Genomic DNA, 16,987 nt, shown 5'->3' on the forward strand with positions numbered 1-16,987 from the left:
AAGGGGTGCCGTACTGAGCGGCGGTGCGGGCAGGTGCGTGGTCTGCGTTGTCCGGACGTTGCGTCAGCTGGTCCGCGTCGCTGGTCTGGTGCGGCCCGCCGCCGGAGGATGAGCGGCAGGCCGGGTCTAGGGTGCTGCCATGAATCTGGCAGGGATCGACTGGGGCGATGCCCCGACATGGTGCGGCGTCGTCGCGGCCTCGGTGGCCGGGGTGTTCGCGGTGAGGTCGTTCGGAAAGCTCAAGGAGCAGGTCGAGGACCAGCGGCAGGCGCTTGCGGAACAGCGGGCGTTCATCGCCGATCAGCGGACCCTGATGACTGATCAGGTGGCCACCATGGCGGCAGAACGGGCGGAGCTGTCAGCCGTGGCTGATGCGCGCAAGAGCGAGCAGGCCCGTCAGATGAGATTGGCGGTCCAACCGGGCTCCGGGACGACGATCGCTGACGTCATGAACAACAGCGGCGGGCCGGTGCGGGATGTCGCCGTGAAGTTCGGTGCCTACCATGCGAATCACGCCATTGAGGTGCACCCAGCTCAGCCGTATCAGACGCGCGGCCAGCAGCGAACGTCCCCGGTCGACCTGGTGGGGCCCGGTCGGCGGTTCCATTTTGTGTCTTCGGCGCTGTCGGAGACGACGCTGGCGAACTCTCGGCCGATGCTGACCTTCAAAGACTCAGCTGGTGTGGGCTGGAGTCTCGACGAGAACGGCGAGTTGCTCTGCACGGACGAGGTCTAGGGAATGGCGAGAGCCCCGCGGCTGCTGCTCGGCTGCGGGGCTCTCGTGAGGTTCTGTGTCCGGGCACGCCGAACTTGGGGTCAGTTTGGATCACCCGGTGGCGATCCGTCAACCTCAGTGGCCGAGGAGGCCGCCAGGGACAGCGTGGCCAGCCTTCTTGAGCTCCGCGGCGTACCGCTCCCTGGCCACCTTGTTGCGCCTCTCCAGGGGTTCGGCGAGCGCGGGCGTCAGGGTGCCGTTCGGGTGGCTGCGGTGCAGCTCCTGGAGGGCTTCCTCGGACTTGGTGTACTCCAACGTGGCAGCTTCGAGCGCATTGTTCGACATGGAGGAAGCCTGACAGTTCGTCAAGATCCTCTCAAATCCATACTGGTGAGACCCTGCACCCACTCACCCAGGACGGTGTCCTCGTGCTGGTCACCGGGGTGGCCAGCGGGCAGGTTGCAGATGGTGGCGTAGGTCTGGCCGTCGAGCTGGGTGGTGCCGGTGGCGGTGCAGTCGTCCATGACGACCATCCTGGCCGTCCCAGGTCAGGCCGACCGGGTAGCCGCGCCCGCGTCGCCGGATCGGGTGAGCGCCGAGATGGACGCCTTCGACAGCCCCGTGCGGGCGACCAGTACAGCAGGCTGAACACGGTTGCCGATCCGCTGGAGCAGGGTGTTGCGGGCGTTCAGTGCGGTGTCCGCCAGCTCGCGGTGCAGGACGGCATCGGCGATCTCGCGTTCCAGCGCGGGCACTGCCTCGACACCGAGGGGCTCGTCCGGGCGGGCAGCGGCGATGTGCGGGGCGAGGGCGTGCAGCGCGGTGGAAGCGGCCCGGGCGACCGCGTCCGGGTTGCTGAACGTACTGACGGTGCTGGTCAGAACTATGCGGGTGGGCCGGAGTCCGGTGGTGATCAGGCCGGTGATCACCGGCCTGTCGTCGCGGGGCAGTTGGGTGAGGGTGCCGGTGGCGAAGAACTGGTCCTGGCCGGGGCGGGATCGGACGGAGAGCAGAGCGGTGCGGCCGTCGGTGTCCAGGAGGGTGGAGAACGCGGCGAGGGTCCAACCGTCGAGGCCGGGGAGGCCGTGCAGTTGGGTGTCGTACAGGGTGCCGACGGTCGGGGTCACGGGATGCTCCTGATGGTGGTGTTCAGTGCGGTGAACAGGTGCGGTTGGCCCGCCAGTTGTCGGCCGGCGGGCCAACGGGTACGTCAGGCTGCGGTGATCCGGTCGAGGAGGGAGGCGACCGTGAAGCCGGTTCCGCATCGGTCGCACTGCACTGCCGCGTCCGCTCCGCCTGCGTGGGCGACGACGTCGTACTTGCCGCCGCAGTCGCACTCTCGGCCGGTCGGGGAGCGGCGCGGTGCGTCGCCGAGCGCGCTGTCGAAGCGGCGCCGGACCGAGCGGGCGACGGTGGAGACCTGGGCGTGCTCGGTGTCGTTGAGGGCGCGGAACGGTCCGGCGGGGCCGGTGAGGCGGTCGGCGAGCCAGGACGCGGCGTGCTGCCCGTCCCGGTTCGGGGTCATGTTGAAGCGCCACCTCCTCGGGTCGGCAGCGTCGCGCGCACCCATCAGCGCGACTGAGCGGGCAACCTCGTCCAGCGGAGACGCGCTGCGGATGGTGAACGCCGGCCGCTGCACGGCTCCGGCGATCTGGTCGGCCAGCTCGAGGAGCTGGGTCTCCAGCACGGTGATCGTGTCGAGCACGGAGACGCGGAGGGGTGCCGGCCGAACGCCCGGGGCCGCCGCGGTGCGCTCGGCGTGCTCAACGGCGGCGGTCTGTTGGTAAGCGACCAGGGCGTCCTCGTCGGGCCCGTAGTGCTGCATGCCCATGGTGGGGGGCCAGGTGTCGGCGGGGCGGGTGGTGAGGAGGTCGCGGAGGTCGGTCCAGTGGGTGGCGATGTGGCGGAGGTGCTGCTGGGGGGTGGTGGGCGCGCTGGTCAACGGGAGCTCCTCGAGGTGGTGTTGGCGGGCGTCAGTGAGTGAATGACGGGGCGTCAGCGGGTGAGCGGTCGTCCTCGGCCTGCCGGTCGGCTCGGGCGGCGGCACAAAGCGCTCGCAGGCGTACGCCGGGATGGCGGTGCAGTCCTCGCACCTGCAGCCGGTCGCGGTGTGCTCCGTCAGCAGCCCACCGCAGTCGTCGCACCAGCAGTGCGGGCAGCGGTCCGGCAGGTCGGCGGCGGGCTGCCGGTCCACGGTCAGGAGTTGGCGCTGTGGGCGCCGGTCAGGGTGTTGGTCCAGGACAACCAGGTCAGGCGGTAGCCGTGCCCCAGCCCGGACGGGCACCCGAGCTCGACCTGCCGGGAGATCGGCGGGTTGCGGAGCAGGAGCGAGCAGCCGCAGGTGAGAGCGATGGTGAAGTGCCGGCCGCCGGTACGGCTGGATCTGGAGTACGCGCGGGTGTAAGCCACGGGTCAGCGCTCCTGGGGCGGTCGGTGGACGTCGGCGCGGGGGTCGATGGTGATGTGCCAGCCGTCGCGGTTCAGCTGGTGCAGGATCCGGCCGGTGGCCTCGGCGGCGTAGTCGCCGAGCTCCTCCAGGAGGACTCCGGCGAGCGCGGCCCGGGCGGCGGGTGACGTCGTGGCGGCGGTCAGCGGGGTCCGGCCGACCCGGGGGCGGGTGGTGGTCACGGGATCCTCCGGGGCTGGGTGGCCTGTTGGACGAGCCATGTGTCCAGGCGGGTGGGATGGCTCCCAGCGGCGAGGGTTCGACCCATGGGGGTGCGGCAAGACGCGTTGGGCCGGGCGCAGCAGTTCGGGACAGGGCAGGGGATCGCCCACTCGGGCGGTCGCTGCTTGGGAGTCCAGCCGAACAACCCGGTGGGTGCGGGGCGGGGGCGGGCGGCCATCAGGCGGCGGCCTGGTGGGTGCACTCGCCGAGGAGGCAGGCGCGGACGGTGGCGGTCCACTCGTCGGGGCTGACGAGGCGGTAGATCACGCCGCGGCGGTGCTCCCGGGCGCGGTCCCGGGCGGCCGGGGTGAAGTGCGCGGCTGCCGCTGCGGCGTCGGTGGCGCTGGTGCCGTAACTGCTGCCGGTGGCACAGCCGTTGGGCAAGTAGCGGACCCAGCGGCACGATACCAAGGGCCAGTTGACGCCGTCGAGGGTGACGAACAGCAGCGGGGTGGTGGGCATGGGTGCTCCGTTCAGGCGGCGTCAGTGGGCTGGCGGCGTTGGTGCTGGCGCTGGTGCCAGGCGTCGATGCGCGAGGGGTGGGACTGGGGCTTCACGCGGAGGGTGGGGCCGGTGCCGGTGCAGGCAAGTCCGATGCCGCCTCGGCAGCCCGGGACCTCACAAGCGATCGCACGTTCCGGCTGTGCTTGAGGGCTGGGATGATCGTTTTCAGGATCGTCGCGCGCGCGGACCTGTGGCTGATGTGAAAGGCCGACCGGTGTGTGGTGGTTCTCTGGGTCCCTACCGTAGGTAGGTGTACTGGTACCCCCCGCCTGGGACGGTGTCCGGAACCCGTCCTGCGACGGGTTCCGGGGGCGTCCTAGGACGGGTTCCGGACCGTCGGATCCCGTCCTGGGACGGGATCCGGAAACCCCGCCTAGGACGGTGTCCGGAAACCCCGCCTGGGACGGTGTCCGGATACCGTCCTGGGACGGCGTCCGGGACGCCATCAACTCCTCGGCGATCCGGGCCTTCTGAGCTTCCCGGGCCCGCTTCTGCCGAGTCTCCGTGTACAGGTGCATGTGCGTTTCCCAGTCGAGCTGCCGCCCCACCGGCATGAGCAGTTGGTACATCGCAGAGGCGTTTGGCCGCCGCTTCTGCCGCAGCACACCGACCGCGACGAGTACCTTCACCGCCCGGGCGACGGCCTCGTCCGTTCCGCCGACGAGGGCGGCGAGGGTGTCTTGGCCGGGGAAGGCGTTGCCGCCGTCGGCGTCCGCGTACGTGGCGATCATGTGTCCGACGTGCGCGACCCTGGCCATCTCCGGTGTCCTGATGCGCAGGGTCTCGTCGCGGAGCGCGTTGATCCACGCGTTCCGGACGGACTGGATGCGGTCGGGACGGTCAGTGGCCACGGTGTGGTTGTCTCCAGTGGTGCGAGGGATGGGGGCTGGTGGCCCGGGGCGGAGGCTGGTGCCTCTCCGCCCCGGGCGGCTGATGGTTAGGTGGCGGCGCTCTCCTTGGCGGCGCCGGCCGGGCGCAGGCCGATCAAGGTGGTGCGGACTGCGGTGCGGTAGTCGGCCTGGCCGAGCTCGCCGCTGGCGGCGCGGTAGGTCTGCAGCTGCCGGATGCGCTTCGGGTCAACGCCGGTGATCTGCACCCAGGCGGTCCACTCGGTGTCGTCGGCCGGGCTGATGGTGATGGTGATGTGGTTGCGGTCGACTTCGAGTGACCAGCCGTCGGCCTCGAGCATGAGCCGCCGGTAGAAGTGGGCCAGCTGGGCGGCGGCGGGCTTCACCCCGGGGTGGAGCGGCCCGGGCGCGTACCGGGGCCGGGCCGGGCAGTCCATGTCGTGGCGCAGCTCGGTGCCGGTGGAGTGCGGGGAGCCGCAGACCGGGCACCACGGCGGCGGCCCGAGCACCTCGTCCTCGGCAGGGTCCAACCAGATGTGGTCGTCCTCGGTGGCGATGCGCGTCCCGATGCTGCACAGCGCGTCGACCTGGTCGCCGCGGCTGGTGAACTCCCAGGGCTCACCGGCGACGTAACGCAGGGCCTCGGCGTGCGTGGCCGCCTCGATCCAGACTCGGGTGACCGTGGTGGACTCGATGAGGACCGGGAACTCCCGGGTGTCGGTGCTCACTTGCTGCCCTTCTGGCGGGGGAAGCGGGCGGGGGCGGTGCGCTCAGCCTCGCGCCGGCGCTCGGTGATGCGGTCCTCCGACCAGGCCGCGGCCAGGGCGAGGAGGATCACGACGGCGAAGAACAGGAGCCAGCTCACAGCTCACCGCCGGACCGCATGTGCGCGATCGTCGCGGCGTACGCCTTGTGCACGTCCGGCGCCCAGTCGGTCGGGTCGTCCCCGTGCTCCCGCATCCACCGCTCCATCACGGCGGTCTCGGCGCTCTCATCGATCACCCGGACCGGCAGCGGCTCCGGCCGGTCGAGCAGCGTCCAGAGCACCACCGGGATGTCGGCGATCGACAGGACGAGCTCCCAGTACTCCCGGCCGTCGGAGCGGGGCTTCAAGGTGAGCTCGCCGCCGAGCTGGCTGTGCCAGACCCGCAGCGCCGCGAGGTCGAGGTGGGCGTACCCGCGGATGTCGACCTCGTCCGGCGAGTAGGTGTGGCAGCTGATCTCGATGCTGGTCGGCTGCGGGGAGATGGTCGCCAGGAGCCGCGACGCGGCGGCCAGGGCGGCGACGTACTGGGTGTGGCGCTGGTCCATGCCGTTGGCGATCACGCGGCCACCGCCAGCACACGGTCGGGGTGGGCGTAGACCCGGACGCGCATCTCGGCGTACTCGCCGAACGCCTCCAGGCGCTCGTGCTGCTCGTCGTGCAGCTGGAACCGCAGCGGCGGCATGATGTCCAGCCCCAGCTCGTCCACCCACGCGCCGAACGCCTCGGCGTCGGCGTGGTGCAGACGGATGGTCAGCTGCCGGCCGGTGGCCTCGATGCTGGTCGCCGCCAGGTGGGGGAAGATCCGGGCGAGGGTGAGCGCGGCGGTCAGCGGACCGGCCGACGCCCGGAGGGGGTGCGGTGCAGTCTTCGCGGTAGGCTCGTGGATCACGGCCTGCCTCCTTCTCGTTGATCGGGATGGTGTTCTCGGTGGGCCTCGGGCCGTCCCTGGTTTGGCGCCAGAGGGGCGGCCCGACCCATGTCTGGGGTCGGTCAGGCGGCGTGACGCTGGCCGCGCGTGGCCGGGTCGACGTCACCGGCCAGCTGGATTTTCAAGATGTGGTCGAGACGGAACATGACCTTCCCGGCACTCCTCGTGTGCGGGATCTCCCTGGCGTAGGCGAGGTCCTTCAGGGTCCGGACGCTGTGCGCGAGGAGCTTCATCCCGATCACCTCCTCCGGCGTGTAGAGCCGGAGCCGGTCGGCGGCAGTAAGAACCGGGGGCTCGGCGAGCTCGGTCACGGCGCTTCCTCTCTGTTGATGGCTGCAACGGGCACCTCAAGTGCCTCGGCGATGCCGCGAAGTGTGTGGTCACTGGCGCCGGCCAGGCGTCGCTCGACTCGCGAGAGGTACCCCCGGTTGTAGCCAGTGATGACGGAGAGCTGCCGAAGGCTCATTCCGCGAGCCCTGCGGAGGCTTCGGATTGCGGAGCCGTTCGGTGTCACAAGAGAAGAGAATCACAGCAAGGCTCACTGAGCAAGCATTTAGGCTCGCTTGAACCACACCCATGCACGCTCGCTGAACAAGCAATGAGCGCACCATGCAACCCGTGCGCCCCCTTCGTGAGCCTTAAGCGCAGGTCAAAAGGCTTGATCTGGGTGCCGTTGGTTGCACGGAATGGGGCATGATGTGGCCATGGACTTGGACTGGGTGCGCTTCGGCGGTGCGGTGAGAGACGCGCGCCGTTCTGCCGGGATGTCGCAGCTCGACCTCGCGGAAGCTGCTGGCGTAGGCCGCAGTGCCGTGCAAGGGATCGAACGAGGCCGGTCCTACGACGCCCCCCAGCTGTCACATCGCGTGGTCGCTGCCGCGCTCGGCTGGGCGCCCACGTCCGTGGAGTCCGTTCTCGGCGGGGGGGACCCGAGTCGGGTGAGGGCACCAAGCCGGCCGGGCACAACCACGGCGCCGCGCTCGGAGGCAGACGAGTTCCTCGACGACCTGACGGAGCGAGTGAAGCTGGCCCTGCTCGGCGGGACCGTAGTCGACTCCGACGTCGTGGAGCTCGGCGACGAAGACGGCGACGAGCCGTCCGAAGTGGTGATGATCTGGAAGCGCGGCGAGCGGCCGGACATGACGCCGGCCCAGCGGCGGGCCCAAGCTCGGAAGTGGGCGAAGCTCCAGGCAGCTGCCCGCGAGATCTTCGCGGAGGATGCCCAGTAGGGCGCGTGCTGACGACACGCCGAGCACAATTCCACGCACTCTGAGTGAGAGTGTGGAAGGATGTCAGCACCTGCGAGGGGGGTCACCCAACACAGGTAGGGGGCCTCCGCGCATGCGGATCGAGCGCGTCATCATGCTATCCACCGACGACCCAGTGGCCGTCGTCCGGCGTCCCGGGCTTGGCCCGGTCGTCCTGTTGAACGCCGCCCGCGTGACCGAGGCTGCTGCAGCCCGGTTCGAGCAGCGTCTGCGCGCTGACCGCACGCTCCTCGATCTCTTCCCCAGCGCGTAACCCACACTGCACACCCAGTCCAACTGGCGGGTGCCTGCGGTGTCGTGGGCGCCCGCCCCCACCAAGGGGGTCATCACCTTGGCAACTGCCGAGAAGGTCTACAAGGTCAGGAACGGCCAGAAGACCAAGCAATTCAGCTGGAGATGCGTCTACATCAAGCCCGATGGCAACCGCGGCTTCAAGCCCGGTTTCCCAACGTTGAGGAAGGCGAAGGACTGGGGCAACGCCGAGGAGGCGAAGGTCAAGGCCGGTACCTGGATTGACCCTGATCTCGCGACCCTGCAGTTCGGGACGTGGGCCCGGGAGTGGATGGGGGAGAAGGCGCCGCGCGGGCGCACCACCACGACCCGATGGGAGAAGCTGGAGGCCCACATCCTGCCCCGATGGGAGCACGTTCCGCTGCGACAGATCAACTGGTTCGACGCAGAGAACTGGGCCAACCGCGTGGGGGAGGCCGCCGACGACGGAACCGCCTCGAAGTGCCTGACGATCATGTCGCAGATGCTGACCGGCGCGGTGGACGCGAAGAAGCTGGAGTCCAACCCTCTCGCCGGGCGCCGCCGTTCACGTACGGCGGCGATCAAGGCCAAGAACCAGGTCAAGCAGGCCGCCAAGTCGAAGGCGCCAGCCACTCCCGAGCAGGTGCTGCTCTTGGCTCGCCGGGTCGGTCCGCTGGACGGCATGCACGTGCTGACGACCGGCTTCCTGGGCCCACGCTGGGGAGAAGGCATCGCCTTCATCCGGGCCAGCCGTGGCACCCGGGAAGAGGCCCACCGTGGCGGGATCTGGACCTGCCCGACGCTGATGGTCCGTGATGAGGTGGCAGAGTATCAGATTCGCGACCCGAAGACGGGGAAGAAGGGCCCCATATTCTTCGGTCTGGAGCCGGTGAAGACCGACGGCTCGCTGCGGGACATCGACGTTCCGCCATTCCTCGATGCCCTCCTCGACGAGCACGAGGCACGGCTGCCAGCGCACATCGACACGCTGTTCTGTACGCGCTCCGGGGTGTGGTGGCGGAACTCCAACTTCGGCCGGCAGGTGATGAGGCCTGGCGCGGACGGCCGGGAGCCGCTGCCGAAGGTGAAGGGGCACCGCCCACGGGAGGGCTGGGACCCGATCGTGCCGGGCCTGACGATGGACTTCCTGCGGCACCTGCACGACTCGCTGCAGGCCGAGTTGAAGGTGGCGGAGCCGCTGGCCTACGAGCAGGCCGGTCATGTCCGAGCCGGGATCAAGGCGGTGTATCAGCACCCGACCGTGGAGTCGAGGATCGAGCGCCTGGCGGGGCTGCAGGGTATCTTCGAGAAGGCGATGGCGACGCTCGGGTGGGACCGGATCTGGGAACAGAGTTGATCCCCTAAATTTCCACTAAATGATCTTCGAAGGTGACGACTTGCCAGGTGACAGGCAGTCTGAGCGCCGCCCTTACAAGGCGGATGTCGGCGGTTCGAAACCGTCTGCGCCCACCCCTCAGAGCAGTGCAGATACGCCGAAGGCCCAGGTCGGGATGCAAATCCCGGCCTGGGCTTCGATGTTTCTGCGGTCCCAGCGGTCAGCTCTGCGCCTGCCAAGCCGCAAGGCCCTTCTTCAGGTCTTCGGCAGTCATCACCGGCTGAACCTCGAACTCCGCGCCGAGCTCCTGGAAGAGCGGTTCCGCGATGCTGGGGAGCTGAGAGCTGTCCTGCATGTCGAAGACGAAGGTGCAGTGCCTGCCGCCTTCCCCGGGGCCGAAGTAGGCCGCTTCGGGCTTGAGCCGTTCGATCATCGATTCCACGATCTTCGCCAGTGTGCCGTCCTTGATCGCCTCGTTCGAGGCCTGGGTGTCGAGGCGGGCTCTCAGCATGACCCTCATTGCACTCGCTCCTTCCGTGCACCACGACCGGCACGGTTCTGACCGTGCTCGCTTGGACTTGGTGACGTCCCGCTCAGGCCCGCCTCGGGCGGCAGAGGCGGCAACATCTCGTCCTCCATCAGTGCTGCCGCGACTCCTGGCGGTGCTACGTCCGGCTGTCGGTCACCAGGCAGCCGTCTGAGCCAACTCCGGGTGCATCCAGTTGCCCCCACCGGGCCTCTCCAGCCCGCTTGCTGCAACAGCCACGCACTGCCGCTGAGCGCCATCGGCAGCCTGCTCGCCGGCGCCTCCGCTGCCTTGCCGTGTACCTGCGGGAGCCCGAGGCCGCTGGAACGGCTACCCAGGTCAATCCCGTTGCGGCTTCAGCCGCACGGGGCCGACCATGACAGCCATGTTCGAGGTTCTTCCAGGAGTCGGTCTTGCGCTACCGCACCGGGCGGGCGTGCTCCGGTACGGAATGTCCGAAGCCAAGGCCGCGTGGGTGGTGTCCACCGTGGCGGACGTCCGGCCGGGGTCAGCGCCCCGAGCACCACGGCGGCGATCGTCACGAGCTGGGTGATGGTATCCACGGGCCCCCGCACAGGATGTGAAGCACAGTCAGATCAAGCTGCCGAGCCTAGCGGCGGGCGGGCCGGAAGTGCAGGGGAGGGTGAGGAAGGGGGAGTGATGAGAGGGAGTGCGTAAAAATCTTCTCTACGGGTTCAAGGCTCGCGGCGCTGGCCCGCCGCTCGCCGTCGCTCCTGTCTTCGCCCCGCTTCGGCGGCGCCGGCCGCGCCAGCTGCTGGCGGCCATGTGCCGAGTGGAGGTTCAGACCCCGCCGTGGCTGGCGGCGGGCGGTTCCACGGTTTTACCCACCTGTCAGGACCGGGACCCGCACCGAGCAAGACCGGGGGGCCACTCGGCCAGATTGCGGGCAGGCGAGGAGCCTGCCCGATTCGCGGGTGAGCTTACGGCCCCCCGATCATGCTCGGACCCAGACCAGACAGGACACCGGCCAAAACCGCTCCGTAAGTTGGTGGGTGGCCCGGGAGGGGTGGGTGTGGCTCAAAACCGCTTGCCTGCAGTGGTTCTGGTGGAGTGGCCGCCCGCCCCTTCGGGGCACCCTGGCTGCTGATTGAGATGTGCGCGCTGGTCGCTGTTTACGGAGCTGCGGTGGGGTGTTCTTCGGGCCGACGATGGATGGTTCGGCGTGGGGAGCATCGGATGGAGCAGGGGCGGGCCCGGATCTGGGTGGGGATCGACGCGGGAAAGGGGCACCACTGGGCGGCGGCTGTGGACGAGTCGGGGTTCCAGGTCTGGTCGAAGAAGATCGACAACGACGAGGCAGCGATTCTGGAGGCGGTCGCAGAGGCGCTGACGATGGCCGAGGCGGTCGACTGGGCGGTCGACCTGTCAGGCACGGCTTCTGCGTTGCTGCTGGCGCTGTTGGCGTCGCACGGACAGAAGCCCGTCTAAGTTCCGGGCCGCACCGTGAACCGCATGGCGGGTGCTTACCGGGGCGAAGCCAAGACTGATGGCCGCGATGCCTTCGTGATCGCGGAGACCTCGCGCCTGCGCCGGGACTTCGTCGTCGTGGACGTGCCCGCGCAGCTGGTCGCGGACCTCGCTCTGCTGGTCGCGCACCGAACCGACCTGGTCGCCGACCGGGTCCGGATGATCAACCGGCTGCGGGATGTGCTCACCGGCATCTTCCCCGCGCTGGAGAGGGCCTTCGACTGGTCCAACCACAAGGGCGCGCTGACCTTGCTGACGCACTGCCAGACCCCGGCAGGGATACGGAGGATCGGCCGGTCCCGCCTGGAGTCGTGGCTTCGCAGGCGAGGCGTGCGCGGAGCCGAACAGGTCGCGGTCAAGGCGTTGGAGGTCGCCCAGGCCCAGTCCAGCATGCTGCCCGGCGAGAACATCGCCGCCGGGATCGTCGCGGATCTCGCCACTCAGCTCCTGGCGCTCGACGAGCGGATCAAGCGGCTGGAACGGCAGATCCGTGACACCTTCCACGCTCACCCGCAGGCGCACATCATCGAGTCCATGCCGGGCATCGGTCCGATCCTGGGCGCCGAGTTGGTCGTTGCCGCGGGCGACCTGTCCGCCTACGCCGATGCCGGCCGACTCGCCTCCGCGGCCGGGCTGGTCCCCGTGCCACGCGACTCCGGACGCCGCACCGGAAACCTGCACCGCCCCAAGCGCTACAGCCGACGCCTGCGCAGAGTGTTCTACATGTCCGCGCAGACCAGCATCATCCAGGACGGGCCCAACCGAGACTTCTACCGTAAGAAGCGAGCCGAGGGCTGCGGACACGTCCAAGCCCTCATCGCCCTCGAGCGCCGCCGAGTCAACGTGCTGTGGGCACTACTCCGCGACGGACGGGAGTTCACCCCCGCCCAGCCGACGGCTTGACTCAGTCATTGAGACTCCACCACCCGCAGTGGGCATGTACTGGCCAGCATGGTTGCGGCACGGAAGTCCGCTGCGAGACCATTGCGCAGACACACGGTTGAGCATTTGTGAGGCCAGGGAGAACTTAATTGACCGATAAAGGAACCCGCGAAGGGCCGTCGCTTCTCACTGATCGCCCCTCGGAGGACTCGGGTACCGAGACGGCATCCCGATACTTCTTCCAATATCAATGCGCAGCCAGGCATTGCTTCAGCCTGCTTTCCGACGACTCGATAAAATCGATCATATGCGAATGGTACACAGACTATGCCATTGAATATTCAAATGGTGCGCTGCATATTTTTTCTGTGAAGCATCGCGAGCCCGACAGGGGTCCTTGGCCGTTCGTTGAGCTATGGGAATTGGGTGGGCTGTCTACTCTTTTTAAGAGATGGGTGGCAGGTTCAAGAGAAGGAAGATGTCGGCTTGTTACCAATGCACCCATGAAGGGAGGGAAAGACCGGGCGGCGGCTTTCGACGCTGCATGCAAGAGTGGCAGCCTCGAGCAGTTGGCTGGCTTCATCCCAGAAGTTGCAGTCAGGCTGGCGTGCTCCACATCGGACGCTGCCGAATTCCTGGCAGCGCTCGATATTGAGCATGGAGTTCCCGATCGTACTACGATCCGTTCCCATTCTATCCTTAGCATAGCCGAACCAACTCTTGTCGAGGCTGGGTTGCCGGACCTTGATCCCAAGTATGCCTGGGATTCGGTTGTAAACTTGGTGGCGGTTTCGTCACGCAATGGAGATGCCAGGGACTCCCTCGATCGGCTAAGAATTTCAAGCCCTGACGGTATCAGGGATCGCCAGTTGATATCCATCAATGTCCGACGGCGCACAATCGCAAGGGAGGATGTTTTTCGGGCTTTGGAACCTGAAAGGCCGGGACGCGGACCGGCCTGGCGGCACGTATCAAACCTGAGCACTCGACCTCCGACTCCTATATTTCATGGGCGCACTCAAGAACTCTCTTCGCTTGTTTCTCTCGTCTCAAAAGAAGCGGACGAGAAACCGGGTATTGCGGTTTTGGGGATGAGCGGAATTGGGAAAAGCGAGCTAGTTGCTCAGTATGCCGCACGAGAGTGCGAAGACTTCGACGTTGCATGGTGGGTGTCCGGTGAGTCCTGGCCGTCGACAGTCGCCGGCCTAACTCAACTGGCTGCAGAGCTCGGAATTTCAGGCGAATCGCCGGGAGCGTCCCTGCAGAACTTGGCCGGGTTCCTTAAGCAAAATCGAGCGCTCGTCGTTATCGACGGGGCAGATGCCTCGCCTGATCTCATCCGGTTTATTCCGCGAGGCGGACATTCCCGCTTCCTTATATCAAGTACAGACCAAGCCTGGTCGAGCCATATGCCTGCAGTGCAACTACGCCCATTGTCGATCGAATTTTCCGTAGAGCTTCTAGAGAAATTTCTACCGGCAGCGAGGCGCAGAGATCTTGAGGCGATCAATAAGGCGCTTAGCGGGCATCCGCTGGCTTTGCGTCAGGCGGCTAGTTTCATCGCAGTTTCGGGTATGCCGGCACAGCAGTATGCTGAGATGCTCCGTGATAGAACACGAGAAATTCTCACTCGAGGAACTCCGCCGGAACACATTGGGATGGCTGCCGCATGGGACATTACCGTGGGGGCGCTGAAGAGCCAACTTCCGGAGGCTCTTTTCTTCCTTCAGATCATGTCAAGCCTTTCAGATCACGAATTCCCTAAAGATCTGTTTCAAGCTCGAGTGGTCGATCCATCGAAGTCGAATCGGCAAGACAATAATCATAGATACCCAATCGACCGAGAAAGTCTGGCTATCGGCGCCGCCGAGAGCTGTCGCACGCTAGTCTCCGATGCGGGCCCATTTCTAGACAAGCTTGCTGATCCAATGGAGCTCCATGATCTAATTTACGCCCTCCGCAGATATTCACTTCTCGAGGTGGAAGATCACGGCGTTAGGTGCCACTCCCTGATTCAGGCACTAGCGCGACAGTCATGCGAACCAGGGGCGGAGGTTTTGGCATGCGCCGCAGCCTCACATCTCCTGTATAAGGTAATTAACTTTCCACCTTCTGATTCGGACAGCTGGCCGCATTACGCATTCATGCTGCCTCACTTTGAGGCGATCATCGAGCGGCTGTCATCCTTTGAGATGTTCAATTTCTATAGGGCTCTATTTTCGTCCTCCATATCGTCGTATCTTGGCGTCATCGGCCTCCGATCGGAAAGTCTGCGCTATGCTGAGCTTGCCAATATTTTGGCAGAGGGCTTGGATTTCAGCAGACTGGAGCCTGTCCTGTACGTCAAAAGTGTTCTCGTTGACGCCCTCACCCGGTCGGACAACTACGACGCAGCTCTGGAACATGCGACCGCGGCCCTTGATGTAGCCGGCGCAAGAAGTGCCGAACCGCTTGCTCTTGCGATTGTTCACAGCAAAAAGGCTGGAGTGCTTCATCTCAAGGGGGATCTCGGGTTGGCCATGGCGGAGCTAGATTTGTGCGATGAACTTATCGCCAGTGACTCTGGCGCAGAGAATCAGGGCTCTGTAATTGCTATCCGATCTAACAAGGCAAATTTGGCTCGAGAAATGGGCGACCCTCGCCGTGCTATTGGCGAGCTTCTGCAGTGCATCGAGATGTCTTCAGACCTCGGATCAAAGGATGCGCTGGCTACGCTGTATTGCGGTCTCGCCTTGTCATATCTCGAAGCAGGCGACCTTCAGTCATCCCTGGAGTCATCCCTTGCCGCACTGGAAATCGATGGTGAGATATCCCATGACCCCGGAGCTGCTCGAGATTGGAATAATGCAGGCCTGGCTTGGCTCGCGTTGGGCATGTATGGCGATGCAGCCATGGCATTCCAAAAGTCAGTTGAAATCTACGGGCGCTTCAATGGCATGAATTCCCTAAATTCCCTCATTTCGGAAATGAATTTCGGGCGGGCGCTCATGGCCCAGGGGGAGTATGAGGATGCTCGCAGGACTCTAGAGAAGGTTCTCCATGCTCAGGAGTCCATTCTTGGGTTGACTCACCGGGATGTGGCGTCTACTCTCGTGAATCTTTCCAGTGCCTACAACTTCATCGGGCTCCACGGCAATGCAGTAAAGGCCGCCAAGCGGGCAGTATCAATCGATATATATGTTTATGGTGAGAATCATCCCGAGCTGATTGCAGACTACAACAATCTCGCTATGGCGTTGGCTGCCCTTGGCCAGATCAAGGCTGCTTCAAAGTGGCTGGGCGTCGCACTTTCAATTGCCAGGGGCGCCTATGGAACCTGTGACGCTCGTACTGCAAAATGCTTGCAGAATATCGGCGCCATGGAGGCTCTTTTGGGTAAGGTCTCGTCCGCTATATCGACTCTGGAAGAGTCGGTATCTGCTTTTCGTGATTCTGTCGGGCTAGAGCATCCTGAAGCCCTGGATACTCTGCGGATGCTTAATGGCTTGAAGGAATCGTAGCTTGGCGTCCCTGATGCAATTTGGGAGTAGTCATGCCGCAACCGTGCCAGATTGGACGGGCGGCGGTGAATCGGAGGCGCCAGCACGGTGAGCTTGAGGTCTCCAGTTCAGCAACGGGCAGGGCAGCCCGGTTCCCGCCGTTCCGCCGTCCTAACGACCTCGTGCATGGTTAGCCGTGGCCTGTGAGCGAGTTGCTCGTTGGACCAGACGTGGTGGGGACTGCGGCACGTGCGTTGATCGTCTCGGAGCGTCGGATCACCGGCCTGTCGCAGGTGGTGATCGCTGACCTGGTAGCCGAGTTGGGCCCGGTGTGGCAGGCCCGGCGTGACGCCGAGTTGTGCGACCGGCCGCGGCGGCGGGCCGTCGGCGCCGGAGCGAAGTACAAGCTGGTCTTCGTCGACCGGCTCCTGGCCACGCTCGTCCACCTGCGACACGGCATCACCCACGACGTTCTGGCCTGCTGGTTCGGCGTGGACCGCTCCACGATCACCCGCGCGATCGGCGAGATCCGGCCCCTGCTCGCCGGCCGCGGCTGCCGCATCGCACCGGGCCTGCGGCTTCGCACCCTCGCCGACGTGATCGCCCACCTCGGCGCCACCGGGCAGACCGGGATCATCGACGCCACCGAGATCCGGGTCCGCCGACCGGCCGCCCACCGACGCGGCCGCAACCGCTTCGTCTCGGGCAAGAGCCGCACGAACGCGATGAAGGCGCTGGTGGTCACCGATGATCGCGGCAGGCTGCTGTTCTGCGGCGAGGTCCGGGCCGGCTCGGTTGCCGACATCACCCAGGCCCGCGACGCCGGCCTGGTCGACCTGCTCGCCGACACGGTTCACCTGGAGATCCTCGCGGACGCCGGCTACCAGGGACTGGCCGCCCAGACCTACGGCCAGGTCGTCACCCCGCCCCGAAAACGCCGTGGCAAGAACCTCGAGCAGGTCCAGTGGCTGATGGCCCATCACGAACAGGCCCGCTTCGAACACTCCTCACGCCGCATCCCGGTCGAGCACGGAATCGCCCACCTGAAGAACTGGCGCGCCCTCGCCCGCCATCACGGCCACCGCCACCACCTGCCGGACACCATCCGAGCAGTAGCCGGACTCCTGTCAGACCAACAAGCCACCCACAAAAGGAAGTTGGCAGCCCTACCGACAGGCCAAAGCAGGTGATCAGTGACGTCAGACCTCACCCAAACACAGGCCACGGCTAACCATGCACGAGGTCATAAGCGATTATGGGGAACATGCAGGTCAGGCCAGGCACGAGTATGCGTGAGCCCCCAGGAGTGGGAGGACGCCTTGGGGCT

General features: G+C 66.2%; 21 protein-coding genes and 2 pseudogenes. 8 read left to right on the forward strand and 15 right to left on the reverse strand.

The genetic code is table 11. The features are described from left to right. Window positions 1-139 precede the first annotated feature (139 nt). Window positions 140-736, forward strand: a complete 597-nt coding sequence (locus F4556_RS26150) for a hypothetical protein (protein ID WP_184920176.1) — start codon at window positions 140-142, stop codon at window positions 734-736. 114 nt (window positions 737-850) lie between these two features. On the opposite strand, the gene F4556_RS26155 is transcribed toward F4556_RS26150, so the two are convergent. The 14 genes from F4556_RS26155 to F4556_RS26220 all read right to left on the reverse strand — a co-directional run bounded on the left by F4556_RS26155 (window position 851) and on the right by F4556_RS26220 (window position 6,943). Continuing rightward, entirely contained in the window at window positions 851-1,060 is a 210-nt protein-coding gene (locus F4556_RS26155; RefSeq protein ID WP_184920178.1) for a hypothetical protein, read from the reverse strand. A gap of 20 nt (window positions 1,061-1,080) precedes the next feature. Then, window positions 1,081-1,239 (reverse strand): hypothetical protein, encoded by a 159-nt coding sequence (locus tag F4556_RS26160; RefSeq protein WP_184920180.1) that lies wholly within the window; start codon window positions 1,237-1,239, stop codon window positions 1,081-1,083. Window positions 1,240-1,263: 24 nt separating this feature from the next. Beyond that, on the reverse strand, window positions 1,264-1,842 hold the full coding sequence (locus F4556_RS26165) for a hypothetical protein (RefSeq protein WP_184920181.1): 579 nt from the start codon (window positions 1,840-1,842) through the stop codon (window positions 1,264-1,266). A gap of 83 nt (window positions 1,843-1,925) precedes the next feature. Beyond that, complete coding sequence (locus F4556_RS26170; RefSeq protein ID WP_184920183.1) at window positions 1,926-2,909, reverse strand: C1 domain-containing protein; 984 nt, start codon at window positions 2,907-2,909, stop codon at window positions 1,926-1,928. A gap of 2 nt (window positions 2,910-2,911) precedes the next feature. Further along, window positions 2,912-3,124, reverse strand: a complete 213-nt coding sequence (locus F4556_RS26175) for a hypothetical protein (protein WP_184920185.1) — start codon at window positions 3,122-3,124, stop codon at window positions 2,912-2,914. Between the two features lie 3 nt (window positions 3,125-3,127). After that, window positions 3,128-3,343, reverse strand: coding sequence for a hypothetical protein (locus tag F4556_RS26180; protein ID WP_184920187.1), 216 nt, complete (start codon window positions 3,341-3,343; stop codon window positions 3,128-3,130). 217 nt (window positions 3,344-3,560) lie between these two features. Next, a complete protein-coding gene (locus F4556_RS26185; RefSeq protein ID WP_184920190.1) occupies window positions 3,561-3,845 on the reverse strand; it encodes a hypothetical protein in 285 nt (94 codons plus the stop codon). 11 nt (window positions 3,846-3,856) lie between these two features. Next, window positions 3,857-4,738, reverse strand: a complete 882-nt coding sequence (locus F4556_RS26190) for a hypothetical protein (protein WP_184920192.1) — start codon at window positions 4,736-4,738, stop codon at window positions 3,857-3,859. A gap of 86 nt (window positions 4,739-4,824) precedes the next feature. Beyond that, complete coding sequence (locus tag F4556_RS26195) at window positions 4,825-5,463, reverse strand: hypothetical protein (protein ID WP_184920194.1); 639 nt, start codon at window positions 5,461-5,463, stop codon at window positions 4,825-4,827. Next, window positions 5,460-5,600 (reverse strand): hypothetical protein, encoded by a 141-nt coding sequence (locus F4556_RS26200; RefSeq protein WP_184920196.1) that lies wholly within the window; start codon window positions 5,598-5,600, stop codon window positions 5,460-5,462. The genes F4556_RS26195 and F4556_RS26200 overlap by 4 nt, the downstream gene beginning before the upstream one ends. Then, window positions 5,597-6,061 carry a hypothetical protein gene (locus F4556_RS26205; RefSeq protein ID WP_184920198.1) on the reverse strand — a complete coding sequence of 155 codons (465 nt, stop codon included), beginning with the start codon at window positions 6,059-6,061 and terminating at the stop codon, window positions 5,597-5,599. The genes F4556_RS26200 and F4556_RS26205 overlap by 4 nt, the downstream gene beginning before the upstream one ends. Then, on the reverse strand, window positions 6,058-6,390 hold the full coding sequence (locus F4556_RS26210) for a hypothetical protein (RefSeq protein ID WP_184920200.1): 333 nt from the start codon (window positions 6,388-6,390) through the stop codon (window positions 6,058-6,060). Before F4556_RS26210 ends, F4556_RS26205 begins: the two co-directional genes overlap by 4 nt. 101 nt (window positions 6,391-6,491) lie before the next feature. Continuing rightward, window positions 6,492-6,740 carry a helix-turn-helix domain-containing protein gene (locus tag F4556_RS26215; RefSeq protein WP_184920202.1) on the reverse strand — a complete coding sequence of 83 codons (249 nt, stop codon included), beginning with the start codon at window positions 6,738-6,740 and terminating at the stop codon, window positions 6,492-6,494. Further along, window positions 6,737-6,943 carry a helix-turn-helix domain-containing protein gene (locus tag F4556_RS26220; protein ID WP_313068639.1) on the reverse strand — a complete coding sequence of 69 codons (207 nt, stop codon included), beginning with the start codon at window positions 6,941-6,943 and terminating at the stop codon, window positions 6,737-6,739. Before F4556_RS26220 ends, F4556_RS26215 begins: the two co-directional genes overlap by 4 nt. Window positions 6,944-7,133: 190 nt before the next feature. Here F4556_RS26220 and F4556_RS26225 point away from each other — a divergent pair, with 190 nt between their 5' ends. The 3 genes from F4556_RS26225 to F4556_RS26235 all read left to right on the forward strand — a co-directional run bounded on the left by F4556_RS26225 (window position 7,134) and on the right by F4556_RS26235 (window position 9,306). Next, on the forward strand, window positions 7,134-7,658 hold the full coding sequence (locus tag F4556_RS26225; protein WP_184920206.1) for a helix-turn-helix domain-containing protein: 525 nt from the start codon (window positions 7,134-7,136) through the stop codon (window positions 7,656-7,658). A gap of 112 nt (window positions 7,659-7,770) precedes the next feature. Beyond that, the gene (locus F4556_RS26230; RefSeq protein WP_184920207.1) at window positions 7,771-7,950 is read left to right on the forward strand and encodes a hypothetical protein; all 180 of its coding nucleotides are present in this window, start codon (window positions 7,771-7,773) and stop codon (window positions 7,948-7,950) included. Window positions 7,951-8,028: 78 nt separating this feature from the next. After that, on the forward strand, window positions 8,029-9,306 hold the full coding sequence (locus F4556_RS26235) for a hypothetical protein (protein ID WP_184920209.1): 1,278 nt from the start codon (window positions 8,029-8,031) through the stop codon (window positions 9,304-9,306). 199 nt (window positions 9,307-9,505) lie between these two features. Here F4556_RS26235 and F4556_RS26240 read toward each other — a convergent pair whose 3' ends face one another. Then, window positions 9,506-9,805: a DUF3303 domain-containing protein gene (locus tag F4556_RS26240; RefSeq protein ID WP_184920211.1), complete on the reverse strand. Its 300-nt coding sequence runs from the start codon at window positions 9,803-9,805 to the stop codon at window positions 9,506-9,508. A gap of 1,203 nt (window positions 9,806-11,008) precedes the next feature. Here F4556_RS26240 and F4556_RS26245 point away from each other — a divergent pair. The 4 genes and pseudogenes from F4556_RS26245 to F4556_RS26255 all read left to right on the forward strand — a co-directional run bounded on the left by F4556_RS26245 (window position 11,009) and on the right by F4556_RS26255 (window position 16,850). After that, window positions 11,009-12,202 (forward strand): annotated as a pseudogene (locus F4556_RS26245) (IS110 family RNA-guided transposase). Window positions 12,203-12,330: 128 nt separating this feature from the next. Then, window positions 12,331-12,684, forward strand: a pseudogene (locus F4556_RS39770) (dsDNA nuclease domain-containing protein); the annotation flags it as partial. Further along, window positions 12,685-15,681 carry a tetratricopeptide repeat protein gene (locus F4556_RS26250; protein ID WP_344369657.1) on the forward strand — a complete coding sequence of 999 codons (2,997 nt, stop codon included), beginning with the start codon at window positions 12,685-12,687 and terminating at the stop codon, window positions 15,679-15,681. It abuts the pseudogene before it with no gap. Between the two features lie 209 nt (window positions 15,682-15,890). Then, window positions 15,891-16,850 (forward strand): transposase family protein, encoded by a 960-nt coding sequence (locus tag F4556_RS26255; RefSeq protein ID WP_184920215.1) that lies wholly within the window; start codon window positions 15,891-15,893, stop codon window positions 16,848-16,850. The last annotated feature ends 137 nt before the right edge of the window (window positions 16,851-16,987 follow it).

Origin of the sequence: Kitasatospora gansuensis (assembly GCF_014203705.1) — a bacterium.
GTDB lineage: Bacteria > Actinomycetota > Actinomycetes > Streptomycetales > Streptomycetaceae > Kitasatospora > Kitasatospora gansuensis.